The 19,571-nt window shown below is 36.7% G+C and carries 11 protein-coding genes; 5 read left to right on the top strand and 6 right to left on the bottom strand.

Annotated elements, in window-relative coordinates; all coding sequences use genetic code 11:
- Window positions 1-184: 184 nt before the first annotated feature.
- Window positions 185-1,921, top strand: coding sequence for a DUF885 domain-containing protein (locus ACIQ2X_RS04965; RefSeq protein ID WP_396177798.1), 1,737 nt, complete (start codon window positions 185-187; stop codon window positions 1,919-1,921).
- A 65-nt stretch (window positions 1,922-1,986) separates the two neighbouring features.
- Here the strand turns inward: ACIQ2X_RS04965 and ACIQ2X_RS04970 are convergent, their stop codons facing one another.
- The 6 genes from ACIQ2X_RS04970 to ACIQ2X_RS04995 form a co-directional block, all read right to left on the bottom strand.
- Window positions 1,987-4,119, bottom strand: coding sequence for a DPP IV N-terminal domain-containing protein (locus ACIQ2X_RS04970; protein ID WP_396177800.1), 2,133 nt, complete (start codon window positions 4,117-4,119; stop codon window positions 1,987-1,989).
- Between the two features lie 109 nt (window positions 4,120-4,228).
- A complete protein-coding gene (locus ACIQ2X_RS04975; protein ID WP_396177801.1) occupies window positions 4,229-5,311 on the bottom strand; it encodes an SRPBCC family protein in 1,083 nt (360 codons plus the stop codon).
- 321 nt (window positions 5,312-5,632) lie between these two features.
- Complete coding sequence (locus tag ACIQ2X_RS04980; RefSeq protein ID WP_396177802.1) at window positions 5,633-6,172, bottom strand: hypothetical protein; 540 nt, start codon at window positions 6,170-6,172, stop codon at window positions 5,633-5,635.
- A gap of 9 nt (window positions 6,173-6,181) precedes the next feature.
- Window positions 6,182-8,458, bottom strand: a complete 2,277-nt coding sequence (locus ACIQ2X_RS04985) for a BamA/TamA family outer membrane protein (protein WP_396177804.1) — start codon at window positions 8,456-8,458, stop codon at window positions 6,182-6,184.
- A complete protein-coding gene (locus ACIQ2X_RS04990) occupies window positions 8,448-13,514 on the bottom strand; it encodes a translocation/assembly module TamB domain-containing protein (protein WP_396177805.1) in 5,067 nt (1,688 codons plus the stop codon). Before ACIQ2X_RS04990 ends, ACIQ2X_RS04985 begins: the two co-directional genes overlap by 11 nt.
- A 226-nt stretch (window positions 13,515-13,740) precedes the next feature.
- Window positions 13,741-15,552 carry a hypothetical protein gene (locus ACIQ2X_RS04995; RefSeq protein ID WP_396177807.1) on the bottom strand — a complete coding sequence of 604 codons (1,812 nt, stop codon included), beginning with the start codon at window positions 15,550-15,552 and terminating at the stop codon, window positions 13,741-13,743.
- Between the two features lie 331 nt (window positions 15,553-15,883).
- Between ACIQ2X_RS04995 and ACIQ2X_RS05000 the strand changes: the two genes are divergently transcribed.
- From ACIQ2X_RS05000 to ACIQ2X_RS05015, 4 genes are all read left to right on the top strand, one after another.
- The gene (locus tag ACIQ2X_RS05000) at window positions 15,884-16,972 is read left to right on the top strand and encodes a DNA cytosine methyltransferase (protein WP_396177809.1); all 1,089 of its coding nucleotides are present in this window, start codon (window positions 15,884-15,886) and stop codon (window positions 16,970-16,972) included.
- The gene (locus ACIQ2X_RS05005) at window positions 16,972-17,943 is read left to right on the top strand and encodes a HaeIII family restriction endonuclease (RefSeq protein ID WP_396177810.1); all 972 of its coding nucleotides are present in this window, start codon (window positions 16,972-16,974) and stop codon (window positions 17,941-17,943) included. Before ACIQ2X_RS05000 ends, ACIQ2X_RS05005 begins: the two co-directional genes overlap by 1 nt.
- 81 nt (window positions 17,944-18,024) lie before the next feature.
- Window positions 18,025-19,263, top strand: coding sequence for an HD domain-containing protein (locus ACIQ2X_RS05010; RefSeq protein ID WP_396177812.1), 1,239 nt, complete (start codon window positions 18,025-18,027; stop codon window positions 19,261-19,263).
- Window positions 19,264-19,296: 33 nt separating this feature from the next.
- On the top strand, window positions 19,297-19,571 hold a 275-nt coding region (locus ACIQ2X_RS05015; protein WP_396177813.1), incomplete at its 3' end, for an LpxD N-terminal domain-containing protein.

Below are 19,571 nucleotides of genomic sequence, written 5' to 3' on the forward strand. Positions count from 1 at the left end.
AACGAGTTTGTTTATAAGCTAAATCGCAGATATTTTGGTGAGAAAATCTTCGATAGACTAGTGATAGCAAGTATTACAGGAGTATGATTAAAAACGGATATGCATATTTCATTTTAGGATTTTCAAAAATAATTATTTTAAACGCACTTTCACTATCTTTAGCTTTCCAAAAAAGTTAAAAACGATGAAAAAAGTTATTTTTTATTTTTCGCTCAGCCTGCTAATTTTTTCTTGCAGTAACAAACAGAAACGCACCGAAGCAACTGATTTAAATGCCAAGTTTGACCGATACAAAGCACAGTTTGTAGAAGAATTGTGGAAGCTAAATCCCGAGTGGGCTTCCAGTCAAGGTTATCATAAGTACGACAGTATTCTGCTGATTCCTACTGCTGAAAATGACCGTGTTCAAATCGAATTTGCAGAAAATCAATTGGATTCACTTCAAAATTATCCCTTAAATCAACTTTCGGATACTAATAAAACGGATCTTCAAATGATGCAAAATTTGATGAACAGCTTTTTATTTTCGATAAACGAACTGAAGTCGGGAACGTGGAATCCAGCTCAATATAATGTGTGTGGCGTTTTTGCAGAAATAATTAATGGAAATTACGATTCGCTCGAAAACAGATTGCGCGATTTTGATGTAAAAATGAACAATATTCCCGCTTATTATGAGGCTGCCAAACGAAACTTAAAAAATCCAACAATTGAACATACTCAATTGGCTATTGCCCAAAATTTAGGTGGATTATCTGTTTTTAAAGACGAATTGAATGTGGCGCTTTCCAACTGCAATTGGTCGACCGAAAAGAAGCAAGCGATCTTGGAACGAGCAGCTCTTTCCATTAAAACTATTGAAAATTATGTCGATTTTTTGAAGAAAATGCCCAACAAATCGCCGCGTTCTTTTCGATTGGGAAAAGAATTGTATGCTAAAAAGTTTGATCTAGACCTTCAATCAGGTTTTTCTGCCGACGAAGTGTATCAAAAGGCTATTTCTGAAAAAGAAATTTTGCACAGAAAAATGTTTACTCTAGCGGATAAATTATGGAACAAATATTTCGCTCAAAGTCCAAAACCAATCGACAAATTAGATTTAATTAGACAAGTAATTGATAAAATTTCGCTCCAACATACGACACCCGATAAGTTTCAGTCGGAAATTGAAAAGCAAATTCCCGAATTAGTAGCTTTTGTAAAAGAGAAAGATTTGCTGTACATCGATCCCTCTAAACCCTTGGTGGTTCGAAAAGAACCGGATTATATGGCTGGAGTGGCTGGAGCTTCTATATCGGCACCTGGACCGTATGATAAAAATGCCAATACTTATTATAATGTAGGAAGTTTATCAGGTTGGTCAAAAGAAGATTCGGAAAGTTATTTGCGGGAATACAACGATTATATTTTACAAATATTAAACATCCACGAAGCAATTCCGGGACATTACACCCAATTGGTGTATGCCAATCAATCGCCAAGTATCATCAAATCGATTTTAGGAAACGGAGCAATGATTGAAGGTTGGGCGGTATATACCGAAAAAATGATGCTGGAAAGTGGCTACAAAAATTCGGATGAAATGTGGTTGATGTACTACAAATGGAATTTGAGAACGGTTTGCAATACCATTTTGGACAACAGTGTTCACACTCGAAACATGACCAAAGACCAAGCACTCTCGTTGCTTACCAAAGAAGCTTTTCAGCAAAACGCCGAAGCCGAAGGTAAGTGGAAACGGGCAACACTGTCGCAAGTGCAATTGTGTTCCTATTTTACAGGCTATATCGAGATTTGTGCGTTACGCGAAGCGCTAAAAAAGAAGCAAGGAAGTCAATTCAATTTGAAACAATTTCATGAAAAATTCTTGAGCTACGGAAGCGCTCCCGTAAAACACATCAAAGAACTGATGCTTAAGTAAAAAAGTAAAAGTCCTAAATAATCGTTGCAGATTATTTAGGACTTTTTATTTATAGTAATTCCTCTTTATTTGTTATTCTCAAGCACATAATCCAACACTTTTCGCATCAAATGAACACGGTCTTTCCCGCTTACATTGTGTTGGTGCATCGGATACGGGAAAAAATCCACTTGCTTTTCTGCTTCTATAAACTTTTTCACTAAAGCCAAATTGTGTTGCATTACCACAACATCATCAGAAGTTCCGTGAATCAGGAGTAGTTTTCCTTTTAAATTTTTTACATAATTCAATGTATTGGCTTCGTCAAAACCCTTTTGGTTTTCAGCCGGTGTATCCATATAACGTTCGCCATACATTGCTTCATAATACTTCCAGTCGGTTACGGGACCTCCTGCAATTCCGGTGGTAAAAGTACCGGGTTGTCGCAACATCAAGGATGTAGTCATGAATCCGCCGTAACTCCAGCCGTGAACAGCCAGTCGACTTGCATCTACATAAGGTAAGGTTTTTAAATAATCCACACCTTTCATTTGGTCGTCCATTTCATTAACGCCTAAACGTCCGTGAATGATACTTTCAAATGCAAATCCACGGTTATCAGATCCGCGATTGTCTACAGTAAAAACCAAATAACCTTGTTCGGCCATCCAATACATCCACAAACTGGCGCCATCCAAATACGAATTCGTAATTAATTGGGCATGTGGTCCACCATAAACATACACCAAAACCGGGTATTTTTTGGTAGCATCAAAATTAGAAGGTTTAATCAGTCGCGTTACCAAATCCGTAGTTCCATCGGCAGCTTTAATGGTTTTGATTTCAGACGTTCCCATCTGATAATCCTTGTATTTATTTGTGCTTTCTACCCAAACGGTTTCATTTAATTTGGAGTCGACCAATACTGATTTTGATGGAGTGTTGTGGTTGGAATATTCATCAAAAAAATAACTTCCATCATGATTTACAGCAACCGTATGGGTTCCATCGGTTTTGGTGAGCAAAGTTTGTTTGCCCTTTAAATCTACTTTGTAGGCCAAGCTGTTCATTCCGTTCGGTCCTGTGGCTTTAAAATAAATTTCAGTTCCTGCTGTATTACTTCCTAAAATAGATTGTGTTACAAATTTATTAGCTGTGAGTTGCTTGATTAATTTTCCTTCGATAGAGTAGAAGTACAGGTTTTGAAAACCGTCTTTTTCGCTAAACCATACAAAATTGTTGCTGGTTTTGCTCGGAAAAAAAGCAGGATGTTCGGGTTCCACCCATCGGTCGTTTTTCTCGTTGAGTAAGGTTCGAACAAATGCACCTGTTTGAGCATTGTACAAATTCAAAGACATATTATTCTGTTCCCGATTTACTTCGGCAATCAACACAAATTTTTCGTCGGGCGTCCAAGACAAATTGGTTAAATAAGCGTCAACGGCTCCTCTGGGTGTGATGAAAACCGTTTGCTTTGAAGCCAAATTGTAAATCCCCACTCGTGGTTTTTCGCTTTTCTGACCAATCATTGGATATTTGATATTGACCAGCTTTCCCGGCGTTTGGTTTATGTCTAAAAGAGGATAATCGGCCACTTCGGTTTCGTCTTTTTGATAAAAAGCCAAATAGCTTGATTGAGGCGACCAAAAAATACCTCCGGTAATTCCAAATTCACTTCGGGCATAGGTTTGTCCTGATACAATTCCTGAATTCGTTTCGGCAGTAACTGCTACTTTCGAATTGTTTTTGTCTATAAAATAAAGGTTGTTACTTTCAGTAAAAGCAACCCTATCTTTGGAGCTATTCATCGTTTGATTTGCAGCGCCTTCGGGTGTTGTGGCAAATAAATTTCCTTTCTTGGTTGTAAAATTGTAGTCGTAATAGCTCGAACCATCGGTTAACACAAAAGTCGAACGGTCTCTCAATTCCACTCCCCAAAAACTTCTAAAGTCGGACTTTAATGCAGTATTGACTTCGGAAAGCGAAACCAATTCGGTTCCTTTGGTGTTTTTTGGATTGGCAATCATCAATTTTCGACCCAATTCTTCAAAATACACAAATTGTGTGGTTTCCGGTAGCCATTGAAAACCAAGGACTTGATCGGGACGAAAGGCTCGGTATTGTTGCAATACACTTTCTTCTAAGGTTAGTTTTTTGGTTTGCCCAAAAGTAGCCATAACGAAAAAGAAGCTTACAAAGGCAATGAGATTTTTATTCATTTTTAAATTTTTTGATATAATCACAAATGTAATAAAAACCACTAATGTGAAGGCTACTTTCAGGGATTCTTAACAAGCAGGCTTATTTTAAATTTTTTTTTACCAATGTTTATTCTGTAATCAATTCTGCAGCAGGAATTGTTGGCGGAGTAACGTAAACGGGTGCGGGAATTGCTTTTGGCTGGATAGGAATTAAAACTTCCGTTACCCATTTCGACGGACTTTTTTCGTCGGCAGCATTGATGGAATAAATATCCATGTATTTTAAAGCGGTGTTGGTTTGAATGCTTTTTTCAGCAATATAGTCTAATGCTTTTTTAACGGCCTTATTTCTATGAGAATAATCGCCTTTTAAAACGGTTTTCAAAGCGGTAAACGGTTGTAATTTGGCAATAGTCACATCACTCGGATTGGAAACAAAAATTTCTTCTTTCAACGGTCCACAGACCGAAAATGTAAGGGTACCATTGGCAGTATTGCTATTTTCATAAATAACAAAGGGCTTTCCGTTCATTTTTATGTTTCCGTTTTTAAAAAACTTTTCCATTTTTTGCAACATCGGTGTAATTTTCGAATTCAAATCACGCACTTTTACTGTGGCTGTTTGCCTGACATAATACACGCTGTCGATTTTTACCTCGCCTATGACTTCTATACTAAAATTTCTGATTTCTTTGGTAATTATCGCGTTCACATTGTTCAAACTGTTTTGAAACATTTGGGCAACAAATTTCTCAACGCCTCCCTTAAAAACGGCTTTTATTTTTGTCGAAAAATCAGCAGCTCCCTGTACTCTCCAATTTAATTGAGTTCCTCCGATAGAATCTTTTAAAGTCAAAACTGATTGCGATGCGATTCCAGCAAATGTAATTTTTTGAGAAATACTGTCATTTTCGGCTACAGAAACGGATACAATTCGACCCTCGTCATTTCCTTTTTTCCAAGAAAAAGAACCCCCTTTTCCAATCGTGTTTTCAGGAAAATTGTAGCTAACTTCTGACCCATCAGCTTCCAAATCAAACCATTGATCCCAATTTCTGTAATCATTTACATAATTAAAAACTACTTCTTTGGGAACATTTATAAAGGTAGAACGTTTGATGGTGTAAGCTCCATTTTGCGTAGCAATATAAACTGTGAGACCTACAAGTGCTAAAAGTACTAACAGGAATATATATTTGATGATTTTCATAACTTTAATAAGTTGACAGCGTAAAGTTAGCTAATATATTTAAAATACGTGTTACTCTTACTGAATTTTGAAACTCAAGCTCTAGGCGTATTATCAAGGAATGCAAATTTTATAATGTATTGATAAGATTGCGATAACTTTAATAAAGGACTTAGGGTCTACTTTTGTAGCAGCAAATTAAATAAGAAACGAAGATGGAAAAAAAAGTACGCAAGTTTTACCTAAACACTTACAAGCAGTTTGAGCAGAACAGAACGGTTACCTCAATGGTTTTTCTTTTTGGTTATTTAGTTTTTACTGTTTTCTATTTTATGTAAACCTTTACTTTTGCAGGTTCAGTTTTATTTGCAAAAGTGTCAAGTCGGTGGTCACGAGTGTGTCAATAACTATTTTGAGCAATTGCTCGAGATCGTAAGCATTATCCCAAAAACGTAGTTTCTTGTCGTTGTCAAAAAGAGCGCGAATTTCTTTGACTCTTTTTGTTGTTGCGGAGGCATTTCTCAAAAATAAATTTGTTTCTCCGGAACAACATTTATGGTAGTATTGCACGGTTTTTTTTTCAAAATTAACTGCGATATAATACAACTTTTCTGTTTCGTTAATGGCGTAAAAATGCGACCATTCTGCATAACCAATTTTTTTACGTGAAGAATTTTCAAAGAATGTTTGCAAGCGCCATTTGCAATTGGCTGCTCGACCCCAATGGTTGGATTTTCGATAAACGCCTTTCTCTGTAAAATAATACGAACTCCCAGACTTGCTTACAAAATGAGTCTCTAATTCGGCTATTTCAGAAAAAGGAACTTCGTTGAAAATGCAAAAGGTATGTTTGTGGAAGTTGTTTTTATTGTAAACTTTCATTGTTTTATTTTAGAACGGATAGCCAATAGCCAAATTAAACACACCCGCTTTCAAGTTGATGTTATCCAATTGCCATCTCTCGGAAACGGGACCGTAAGGCAGTCGCAAAGGTACGGCAAAATCCGTTCGCAATATCAAAAACGAAAAATCGAATCGCAAACCCACGCCCGCTCCAACGGCAATTTCTTCATAGAATTTCTTTGAAAAATTTCGCTCAGGAATCGCATTTCCGTTTTCATCTTTGGCATTCAAATTCCAAATGTTTCCTGCATCTAAAAAAACCGCTCCGTTAACTACGCTGTACAATTTTGCACGGTATTCGGTGCTGAATTCCAGTTTTACATCGCCCGATTGGTCGGGAAGAAATCCGCCCGTGGTTTGTGGTGCATTGGAACCAGGACCAAGCGAACGTGCTCGAAATGCCCGAATACTGTTGGTACCGCCGTTAAAAAATTGTTTGATAAACGGAATCGTAGTCGAATTTCCATAAGCAAAAGCTCCCCCGGCAATCACTCGACTGGCAATTTCAGAGTTTCGGCTCAATTTATGGTAATAGCGAAAATCGGCTTGAAGTTTCACAAATTGACTAAAAGGGACATTCAGAAATTCTTTGGGATCTTTTGTTTTGGCATCAGCACTCGTGAGTAATCCAGCCAAAGTTCCCGCTACATCCACATCTCCTCGAAAGTACATCGTGTTTTTTTTGCGTTTTTCCATCGTGTTGGTATAGGTGTAGGAATACGTTGGCCCAAAAATCAACTGTTTTTCTACAACAGTTCCAAGTGCTTTAGTCTCTTTAATCTGATTTTGATACAATTCAGTAATATTCGTCGGACTCACATAGGTAATTTCGGTTACTTTTAATTCGTGCTCTTTTTTAATATTTTCTTTCCAAATGTAACCAAATGCACCTTTGAACGTGTTTAAGGAATACAATTTATCACGCTGTTGAAACTCGTAACTCAATAAAGCTTTGGTTTTTGGCACAAATCCGCTTCCTGATTTGAGTGAAAATGGAGCAATAAATCGGGGCCAAATGAGGCTGGTTTCGCCTCCCACTCGGTACACGTTAAAACCATTGTTTTGTCCCGATACTTGGAATTCCAATCCTCCAAAAACAGAAACAATTAGTAATTCTGCTCCTTTAAACGTATTTCGGTTGCTCCAATTTGCATTTAATTCGGTACCGGTATAGTTGGCAGAATTGGTTTTTCCGAGTACTTCCAACCGAATGGATTTTTTAGGAAGCGGTGTCAAATAATAATAAGCGTCCAAATAATTTCCGGTGGTATCGGCTGCCACAAACGAATTTTTTACAAATTTGAAAGTGCCTAAATTTACCAGTCGATTCAATGATAAATTGTGGTTGGTTCGGTTGTATAAATCGTTTTTTTTGAAATATAAAGTGCGGTCAAAAATACGTGGGTCAAAAATATTTTCGGGGTCAATAATGGTGAAGTCTTTATGTTGAATAGCTGCCGTATTTTTGCCTAAAATACTGTCTTTCAGCGAATAATTGGGATAAACAATAATGTTGTTGATGCGAAATTGTTCGGTGGCTCGATTTTCAGTTTCTTCTTTTATTTTTACAATCAATTCGACTTCAAATTTACCAACCGTACTGTCCACTTGCACTAAAATCGCATCTTCTGAGAAGTAGTAATAGCCTTTTTCTTTCAAACGGGTGTCTATTCGTTGGCGTTCTAATTTTATTCGTTCCAGGTTGTAAGGCGCGTTTTTTTTCAATAACGATTTTCTACTTAAACGTCGGAGTTCTTTGGCAATATCAGATGAATCAGTCGGGTAAGTAACGGATTTAATTTTGTACTGATTTTTTGGTTCGACGGTGTATTCGGCCGTGACTTTTTTTCCGTTTCGGGTGCTGTCTGAAGTTACTCTTGTTTTAAAATAACCATTGTTTTCGCTGTAATTTCTCAAAACATCAGCGTTGTAATCCAAATCTACTTTACTGAATAAAACGGGTGCCTCGCCTAATTTATATTTTATCCAATGTTTGAATCCCTTCTCTTTTTTGGGTTCGCTAACCAAATTATAAAAAAACAGTTTGGGACGCAAACCTAAAAAGCTTTGATTGGGTTTGGGTCGTAACAATACTTCCAATTCTTTTCGCAAGGCTTTTCGGTCTTTTTTAGAAACCAGTGAATCTTCGACTTTTACACTTCCACCGGTATACAAAAGATCGCCTTCAGGCACGTACTTCATCGTATTGCAAGAAACCAGTACAAATAGAACTAGGGTTGAACAGAACAGGTTTTTAGTCTTCATTGTCGGTCTTTTTGGCATTTTCACTAGCATCTTTTTCTTGCTGTTTTTCTTTTTCTTTCTCTTTTTTCTCTTGTTCTTTTGCTTTCGATCGTGCTTCTTTTTCTGCAACAGATTTTTGAAATAATTCCCTAAAGTGATCGTAATCAAATGTAATGGTGAACGCCACACCCGTTTCTACCACTTGGCCTTGCAAGGCTACTTGATAATCGTTTTTGCGGTACGCTCGAACGCGGTAACGTCCGTCTTTTGAGAGTTGATAATCCAGCGATACATCGCCGGCAATTCGGTTGGTTTCTTGATTGGCTTGTTGAGGTCCTTCTAATCCAAAACTACTTCCTACGGTTACTTTCAACCGGTCGTTTAGTAATTGCTTGGAAATCCCGACATTCAAATCGGTTCTGTTTTCTTTTTGGCCTGTGGTGTAATCTTCTGTTGAGTTGAGGTCAAAATTTAATTCGACACCTCCAATTAAATCACCTGCTAAATTATTGAGTTGTTGCGACAAAATTTTACTGGCACTTTGCCGTGCCAACGAGCTGGCATCCGCTCCACCCACTTCGCTCGAAAAAGGATTTTCACCAATAAAACGATTCAGCAGGAGTAGGGCAAAAACTTGCTTGTTCAATTCGGAAGGCTGTTGTCTTATTTCGGCTAGCTTGGCTTTGGTTGTATTGACAATATCGGTTAAAACGTTGTTGTTTCCATCGGGCAAAACGATGTCGAAAGTGATTTCCGGTTTCATCAATTCGCCTTTCATTATCAGTTCGGTTTCGAACGGAATTTTTTGCTTATACCTGTTTCGGTCGCCATCCAATAAATCGTTGATTTGATTTTCTACTAAATCAATAGGTGCGGCTTCGGTTTTATAAACGGCTGTTATATTGACTTCGGCATTTGTAGGTTCGCCTGTCCAAAGGATATAGCTTCCCTTTTTTATGTCAAATTTTCGCTTGATTACATTAAACGTCATTTCATAACTTCCTTCGGTAAATTCGTATCTTCCCGTCAAAGTTGTTTTTCCAGAAGCGTCGATACCGCCTGTCAATTGGGCTTCGCCTTTTAATTTTAAATAGTCTCCGTTTCCTTTGTCAATTACAATCGAGATGGCTGCTTCTTCAACAATTTCAATATTGGCAGAGGCGATAATGCCGCGAAATTTGGTCTGACTTAACGTATCACTCAATGTCAATTTGGTCAACATCGGCGGATTATTTTGGTCGATAAATGCTACAATGCCTTCTCGATCGGCAATCGACGGATCGGATTGCGGCAAGACAATCGTAAAATCGGTGTCTTTGTTAATTTTAATTGTTCCCTCAACAACGGGTTGGTTCAAATCGCCTTGGACCGACAATTGGGTGTCTAAAAATAATTTCCCATAATATACATCGTTGTCTTGAGGTCCTGAGTTTACTGCTCTAAAATTATCGGCTGCAATGTCTAAATCAAATCCGTAATCCCGAAAATTAGAAGTCAAAACAGCTCCTTTGACTAGTAATTGATTGTCGTTTTCATCGCTTATTTCGAAATCGTCAAAATTAATCCCGTTTTGATTAATGGTGATTTGATTGTTGATGTTTTTAAATTTGGAATTCAACTGGGTCACCTTAAATCCAATGGCATTAAAGTTCAAATCGCCATTCACTGCGGGATTTTCCGAAGTTCCTTTAATGCTGAATTTTCCCGATAAAAAACCTTCACTTTGGGTTAAATTTCCCATCGTAAATCCTTGAACACTTTTCATATTCAATTTTTCAATAGCTAAAAGTAAATCAAAGTTTTTGGTGTCGGCCCGATAGGTTCCGTTTAAATCCAATTGGTTGTCTTGACCGGTAATGGCGACTTTTGCATCATACACATTCGCCACATTATTGTCGACTCGAATGGCAACATTTCCAACGGTATCTTTGTTAAATGTGAAATTTCCTACATTCAAATCGGCTGTAAATAACGGGTTGTTTTTCAAATTTTTCAAAACCATTTTTCCATTCAAAACTCCCGTAGCATCTAGATTTTCTCTTTTGATGATATTGGTAATTGTACCCAAATCAAAATCGACAAGTGCTACTTCTAGAGGTGCATTGGCCACATTTTGTTGTGATTGTACTTTGATGGAACTTTCGTTGTTACTCAAAATAAAGTTATCAATGAGCAAACCTTTTTCACTCAACGTCAACGAATTATTGTCGGGAATCGTCCATTTCTCGTAGTTCAATAAGAAATTTTCGGTGCTTAATTTGACGATATTATTGTTGTCTTTGGCTTCCAAAGTTCCTGCAATCGCATACTGATCTTTGTTTTTAGCATCTCGCAATAACAGTTTGTAATCAGCGACATTGTTAGCAACTGTTCCTGAAATTTGCGTGTAAGGCAAGCCAAAAGCTGCTGTACTGATATCGTCAACCACAACGTTATAAACGAGGGAATCGCCTTTGGTATTCACGTCAATTACAGCTCCAGAAATCGTGTTGCCGTTGTACACAATTTTTGGTATTTTACCTTTGATTTCGATGGTATCGTTGATACTGTTGTATTTTCCGATAATTTCTACGGGTTGCAAACTCGTCAAATTAGGAATGATTTTTTGCAAAGTCGGATCGTCCTTAATGTTGATCTGAAACGCCAATTGTTGAGGACTTGTTGTTTTTTTCTTGGCATTTGTGTTGGCATCAAAATACTTTGCGATTGAATTTTGCAAAGCAGTTCCAATTTCACTTAATTTAAATTGACCTTCGGCATTGACATTGGCAAACTGTGATTGCAACGTGATTGTGTTTTTTTCGGATGTGGCAATGGCACGAATTTTTATGCTGTCCAACACAATTTGTTCTTTCTCGTTGGCCAAATTGATGTTGGTTAAATCCACACTTCCGTTCAAGAAATCCAAATCGGCTGTCGGAACATCGGCCACGATATTTCCTTTAATTTTAAGCGGTCCAGCGTGCAAATTCAGTTTGTCTAAATCGGCAATATCTAAGTTCATTTTCAGTTTTACTGCTGGATATTTGTCTTTAAAACCGCCACTTGTGGCCAATTTAAACGTCAAATTCGGGTCGTTCATTGAGGCAGTTGCGTCAAATTTTCCTGATGCCATAGAGCCGTCTATGAGTAAATTGGTATAATTGTACCCATTAAACTGAGCTTGTTGCACTTTTCCAGAAACCGTTGCATTTGCCGTTTTCGGATTCAAGCCAACGCCTTTTACTTTGGCGTCAAGCGAAATTTTCCCAATGGAATCGTTTCGCAAAAGTCGTCCTACATCAAATCGATCTAAATTTACTACGGCGTCGTAACGCTCCGCATTTTTTCGACTTCGGTCAAAAAGTGCTTTGATTGTTGCATTTCCCGAACTGGATTTCAACTTTAAATTGGTTTTAAAATTCGAAATCCCTCCCGCAAATGAACCATTAACGCTGAATTTTTTTGGGAGCTGAATGGTATTCGGAATCGTTCCCGAGGGTAACAAATCGTTTAAGTCTTGTGCGGAAGATTCGAAGTTTTTAAGGTCCAAAAGCAAGTTCATTTTTTCCACATCAGGCAGTCCAGTAACGGTGCCACTGGCGACAATTTTGGTAGTGCCAATTCCGGAAAGTTCTAAATGGGGTATTTTAAAATTATTGACTTTTCCTGAGATGCGGCTGTTTATTTTTAAAATCGCGTTAGGATTCGACTTAAAAGGATTGCTTTTGGCCAAATCCGGAGCGAAAAGTAAAACGTCTTTAAAACCAATTTGACTTCCATCAAGTGTGGCATTTAAAGCCAGCTCGCCAAGGTCGTTGCCAATGGTTCCGATGGATTCATAACCGATAATAATTTCGTTTTTAATCTCGGTTTGTGGCGTTTTAAGGTATAGTTTCTTGAAGTACGAACCTTGATTACCGTAAAAAAATTCGGTTCGTAAGGTGTCAATTTGAATACCACTTTGGTCGCTAATTGCTAAATTTTTTATTGTTCCCGAAATCATTTTGCTGGAATAAAAAAGGGTGTTGGCGTCTAGCGTTATTCCTTTTAAATCCAAATGTTTGTAGTCGATTCCTTTTTGAACCGCTACCGAATTGTAATCATCAAATTTAAAATCAAGGCTGTCTATTTTTATAACATTTAATTTCAGTTGCCAATTGTTTGCATCTGAAATCGTGTCTGTTTCAGTTTCCGCAATGGGCTGTTTTTTTGTCAGTGCAAATGAACTTCGGGTGTTGTTCAATCGGATTTCTTTGAGGTCTACAATTTGTTTTTCGAGATCAATCGTGTTGAAAAGAATGGAGAGTCCAGCCAAATCCGTAACGGTTTTTATATTTCCCGATTCTGAGGTGTAATCGAGGTAAATTTTGGTAAGATTAATTTCTTCAACCTTAATTTTCAAGATATTCGTTTCCGCTTGTTCGGTTATAGCAATTCCGGCTTCCCGAGCTACTTTTTCAACAACACCTTGTTTTAGTTGGGCTCGAAAGCCGTCAACGGTAATTTTCGGGACGTTAAAATCAAGGTTTTGTAAATCAAAAGTGGTGACTTCGGTTTCAAAATGATTCAGACTTACGGTTGCAAAATTTTTAGTCAAATCATCCTCGTATTTCACTCGAATTTTATGCAATTCGATGTCTTTCAATACAATTTCCATTGGAGCAGCAGTGTCTTTTTTTACCTCTTTTGAAGCAAAAGCATCCACAATGTAATCAAAGCTAAAAACGCCCTTTTTGTCGCGAGAAATATGGGCAACTACGCCTTCGATTTCGATGTCATTGAAATCTAATTTATTGTTGAATAGTGCGAAAGTGTTGAGGTTTACTGCAATTTTTTTACCGTAAAAAAGCGTGTCTCTTGCCTGATTTTCCAAATAAACACCTTCTAAAACGAATTTTTTTGGAAAACCCATTTCAAAATTTTCGACTACAACTTTGGTGTTGATTTTATTTTCCAGGTAAGCAATCGCTTGGTCTTTTGCAAAATTTTGCACTACCGGAAATTGAATAGTGATAAAAATAACGAGGATCAGCACAATCAACATGCTTACAATCCAAGCCAATACGCGAAGCGTTTTATAGAAATACTTTCTCAAGCGATTTGTTTTAAATAATTGTTGGATAAAGTTTCAAACTTTGGAAACAGGATTTGAAAAATGCTACAAACTACAATATGTTACAAAGATGACAAATCGACGTTGATTAAATTTATATTTTAAGTTTTAAATATTGTGAAATTTTAAGTGCAATCGTTTTTTTTCAAAAAAAAAGAGAAGACAATTCAAATAACTGCCTTCTCTTAATTGTAGTAACTTCTTTATTTTAAACCATTTCCAATTCTGGAATTGCTATCGCTTCAATTTCGGTTCTCCAAAATTGTAGTTTTTCGTTGGTAATTTCGCGCTTGTCAAACGTATTTTCTTTCGAAAATAACAGTTCATAGTAGTCTATTCCCAACAGTAAATTGGTTTTGAATGTATTCCATTTTTTTAATGTCGCTTTGGTAAAATCGTTTTCGTCCTCCATTTCATTTTTCAAATACGTAACGTACAATTCAATTTCTTTTACAAATAAGTTCGGACGATTGGTAAACGGCATTACATTCGCACGACCATAAATATGATTGACCATTTCGGCTAGCGAAATTTCCTGATTGAAATACGCCATATTCGGCCCAGGACAAATCACTACTCCTTGGGCTTCCCCTTTGATTTTGATGTCGTTGTCGAGGTAAGATGCGTTTGCCAAGCCTACACACAAGCAGGCTTTTTCGGTAATGGCATTTTTGCGTTTGCTGTACATTTTTTCAGAAAGAGCGTCTTTTATCGATTCCAATTCTTCTATTTTCACATCTTGGTATTTTTTAGATGCGGTACAAATTCCTTTACCGTCGTTGCCTTTGCTCAAAGCCAAAAACTTTTTGGGACACGAACTTCCCGCTTTGTCTTTATCAATTCGTTGTTGTTTAAAAAACTCATTTGTTGTTCCTCGAATGGTATTAAACGGAACGCCAAGTGGAGAAATATGACTCAAATACAGATCTTTTTCTTCGGCTTTCGCCAAAAGTGTTCGGGTTTCGGCATCGAGAGTTGTGGCTTCAGGAACCAATAAAAAGGGCGAACCCCAACCTACAGCATCCACTGTATAATTGTCGAGTAGAAAATCGTGTTCGGCAGCGGTTCCAACACCTCCTTGAACGGTAATTTCCAATGGAAATGCGTCCGAAGGAACAGGAAGGTTTTTATGGTGCAAGGCTTTGCACATCAGGTCAAAATTGGCCGCAATCAATTCATTTTTTTTCTGTTTGAATTCTTCCAAAATCGGACCGAGTAAAATACCGTCGGTGGCAAATGCGTGTCCGCCACAATTCAAACCCGATTCGATCCGGTATTCGGAAACCCACAGTCCTTTTTTAGCCAAAAAATTTCCTTGAATCATCGCCGAACGGAAATCGCTGACTTTTAGCGTAATTTTCTTTCTCAACTGATTGTTTTCATCTGGAAAAAAATCCGAGAATTCTTCGAAATAACTAAATAATCGCGGATTCATACCCGCCGAAAGTACAATCGAAGATCTCAACTTGCTGTGGGCAAAGCCGCGAAGTGCAGCGTGTGCGTCATTATATTGTATCGGTAAGGCTTCGTTTTTGATAAAATTTTCTTTATCCAATTTGGTCATAATATTAACATCAATAGCCCCAGGTGTCAAATGACGTTCAACATAATCGGCAATTTTGTTTTTCCATTCAAAGCCTTCTTCAAGAATATTTTGCAATCCTGCTCGAACATCTGATTGCGAGGGAAGCATGTTGATGTATTGCTCAAGCACTGCTTTGTTTTCGCACAATTCTGACTTAAAACTTCCGAATTTCTTCTGCACAATATCGGATACCAAGTTTAAATAAGTGGTAATGCGTTTGGCACGATAGTCCTCCATTTTTTGGGTAATTTCGTGGTAAGGTTGCTGAAATTTACTGCTATAAAAAGCAATCATTTTCTCAATTAAATCATCGTCGGCTATAGAGATAACAGAAGAAATTCCATAATGGGCGACTTTTATCGGACTGTCAATGGTGTAGGCCAATCCCATCACGGGAATGTGAAAGGTATGGAGTTTTTGTTTTTCGTAAGTCATATTCGCTATTTTCTTAAGGAACAAATATTGGGGTTTTTTATCGTTTAAAACCTGATATTTATCAGTTCGAAAAAAAATTCGAACTATTTGAAGCATTTTTGTGTTGCAGGAACAGGTATCACAACATATTGTGGCTTTGCGTTGTGTCTGATTTTTAGGACTAAATTGGTTCTATGTAAGAAAGTTAAAATTTATTAAAATGTTTCATACGAAGCATTTCGCCTATTACAACACAAAATCGCCAACAAAAACATTTCAATTTTTCTATTATAATTTGACCAAGATGTTTTAAATTACTAAGTTTGTTATTGAATTTTTAATTTTCGAAATCATGAAAGTTGTTTCATTTTTTGCAGGTGCTGGTGGTCTTGATCTGGGTTTTGAAAAGGCTGGATTTGACGTCGTTTGGGCAAATGAATACGATAAAGAAATTTGGGCAACTTATGAAAAGAACCATAAAAACACAATTTTAGATAGACGAAGTATTGTTGATATTCCGTCAAGTGAAGTTCCTGATTGTGATGGAATAATAGGTGGACCTCCTTGCCAAAGTTGGTCGGAAGCGGGCTCAAAACGTGGAATTACTGATAAAAGAGGTCAACTTTTTTATGAGTTTATGCGAATTTTAGCCGACAAGAAACCAAAATTTTTCTTGGCTGAAAATGTTTCTGGAATGTTGTTGCCAGCTCATAGAGAAGCATTGGCAAATATCAAACAAATGTTTACAGACATTGGTTATGATTTGTCTTTTCAGTTATTGAATGTGTCAGATTATGGCGTCCCCCAAGACAGGAAACGTGTTTTTTTTATTGGTTATCGTAAAGATTTAGGATTAAAATTTGTTTTTCCTAAAGCAACTACACTTGAAAATAAAATTACACTTGAAAAAGCAATTAGTGATTTAAAAAATAATGTATTACCTGCGAAAGAAGGTAATTATACTAATGGAACAGATTGCAAAAAATTAAATCACGAATATATGATTGGCGGATTTTCTTCAATGTTTATGTCAAGAAATAGAGTTCGTTCTTGGGATGAAGTTTCATTTACTATTCAAGCGGGTGGACGCCACGCTCCATTACATCCGCAGGCTCCAAAAATGAAATTTATTGAGCAAAATCTTCGCGAGTTTGTGAAAGGTCAAGAACATTTGTATCGACGATTAAGCGTTCGAGAATGTGCAAGAATTCAAACGTTTCCTGATACTTTTTCTTTTGAATATAGTAGTGTAGTTGCTGGTTATAAAATGATTGGCAATGCAGTTCCTGTGAGAATGGGAAAGGTTTTGGCTGAAAAAATTTATGCTGATTTGCAAAATTTGAGAATTAATAAAGCAACTCCAAAAATAATTTCTAATGAATTCAACGGAAATGTTGTGATTGAAAAATTAAATGAAATTGTAAACAGAGTAACTGTATAATGGTAAAGATTGCAACCCAAACAATCAATGGAAAGGCATTTGAATATGCTTTGTTAAACGAATTTTTAGAACGTTTAAAACCATTTACTTCTGTTTCAGTTATAGAAAACGAACCTTATAAAACTGCTTTGAAGTGTTTTGTTAGTTTTGAAGAAAAGGAACAAGGTCATTACAAATTAGTTGCAAGTTTTGCAGTAAATTTTTTACTTGATATTGAGCCACGTTTGGCAAATGGAATTAGTAATCAAGACATTTTGCAACTCGAAATTGTTGCTGATAAAGCTGGACAAACTGGTGACGTTCGCGACGTTTTGGCAATTCGTTCAATGCAAAAATGGGAAATAGGAATTTCTGCAAAAAATAATCATAGAGCAGTAAAGCATTCTCGTCTATCAAACGATATTGATTTTGGTAAAAAGTGGTTAGGTTTCCCTTGCTCTTTGGAATATTTCCAAGAAATAAAACCCGTTTTCGATCATTTAGCAAATTTAAGAACAGCTAGCAAAGCAACTCAAAAATGGGATACGTTGGGTGATTATCATACTTCTGTTTATGTTCCTATTTTAGATGCTTTCAAAAAAGAATTATTGCATCTAGAAAATAAAAATCCGGGGATTGTGGCCGAAAATTTAATTAAATATTTAATCGGAAATCAAGATTTTTATAAAGTAATAAAAGGTAAAAACAAGGTAGAAATTCAAGCGTACAATTTACACGGTACTTTAAATTTGCCTTTTGAAAATATAAAACCAAAAGCAAAAATTCAACGGTTAAAGCTGCCAAATAGATTAATCGAGGTCGTTTATCAAGACAATTCTAAAACAACAATTTTAGTTACATTAAGTGAAGGTTGGCAAATCTCATTTCGCATTCATAATGCAAGCTCAAGAATTGAACCATCATTAAAGTTTGATATTAACTTGGTGTCAGCACCGCATTCACTTTTCTCAAATCAGTTGTTTATTGGTTAAGGCAGGCTCTTAGTATTCTAGTCAATGGCTCCCCCACAACTTGTAATTATTTAGTTATATTTGCAGTCCTAAAAAGGATTTATGTCAACAGAAATCAACAAGCTCAAAATATTTAATGATCCTATTTATGGGTTCATCAGTTTACCGAACACGTTGATTTATGATTTAGTACAACATCCTTATTTTCAACGTTTGAGGCGTATTTCTCAAATGGGATTGTCGTATTTGGTATATCCAGGAGCTCATCACACCCGTTTTCACCATGCTTTGGGTTGTATGCATATTATGCAAAAAGCAGTCGAAGTGTTGCGTTTTAAAGGTGTAGAAATTTCGAAAGAAGAAGAAAAAGCACTTTATATTGCGATATTGTTGCACGACATTGGTCACGGCCCTTTTTCACATGCTATGGAACACAGTATTGTCGAAAATGTCAATCACGAAGCCATTTCGCTACTTTTTATGAACGAGTTAAACAAGGAATTTAAAGGCGAACTTACTTTAGCTATTGAAATTTTTAAAGAACAATACCATCGAAAGTTTATGCTGCAATTGGTTTCCAGTCAGCTCGATATGGATCGATTGGATTATTTGCGGCGCGACAGTTTTTATACCGGAGTTGCCGAAGGGAATATCAACTCGGAACGACTGATTCAGATGATGCACGTGGTTGATGATGTTTTGGTTATTGAAGAAAAAGGAATTTATTCGGTTGAGAAATTTTTGATGGCAAGACGCTTGATGTACTGGCAAGCCTATTTGCATAAAACCAGTTTAGTAGCCGAAGTAATTTTGACAAAAGTTCTCAAAAGAGCAAAGGAGTTGACCCAACGAGGGATTGTTTTACCTTGCAGTCAGTCCCTTTTGTTTTTTATGCAAAACAAAATTTCAAAGGAAGATTTTGATGCAAATACGTTAAACTTATTTGCACATTTGGACGATTACGACATTATAAGTGCTTTGAAAATGTGGCAATTTCACGATGATTTTGTCTTGAAAAATTTGAGCAGTATGATTATCAATCGGGATTTATTGAAAGTAAAAATCAGTGAAGAGAAATTTTCGCAGGAACAAGTGGATGTTTTGATTGCCCAATTTATCAAGTTAAACGGCTTGACCTATCACGATGCCAGCTATTTTGTAACCCGCGGAAAAATCAAAAATCAAGCGTATAGTAACGATTCGGAGCCAATACGAATTTATAAAAAAGACAAAACAATTGAAGACGTAGTTACCGCCTCCGATCAATTAAATTTAAAGGCTTTAACAAAACCCGTAACTAAATACTATATTTGCTTTCCGAAACTACTTGTGGAAAACTAAGTTTTATACCCTATTTTTTATATTTTTGTCAGAATGAAATTTACAGCAGAACAAATCGCAGGCATTTTAGAAGGAGAAGTAGTGGGAAATCCCTTGGCTGAAGTTTCTACCTTATCCAAAATAGAGGAAGGTTCTGCAGGTTCACTCACTTTTTTAAGCAACCCGAAATACGTAAATTTTATATATTCAACAAAAGCTTCTGTTACAATAGTGAATAAAAATTTCATTGCAGAAGCACCTCTTTCCACCACACTTATTAAAGTTGATGACGCGTATGGTGCTTTTGCCAAAGTACTCACTTTTTATGC

This window comes from Flavobacterium sp. (assembly GCF_044368625.1).
Lineage (GTDB): Bacteria > Bacteroidota > Bacteroidia > Flavobacteriales > Flavobacteriaceae > Flavobacterium.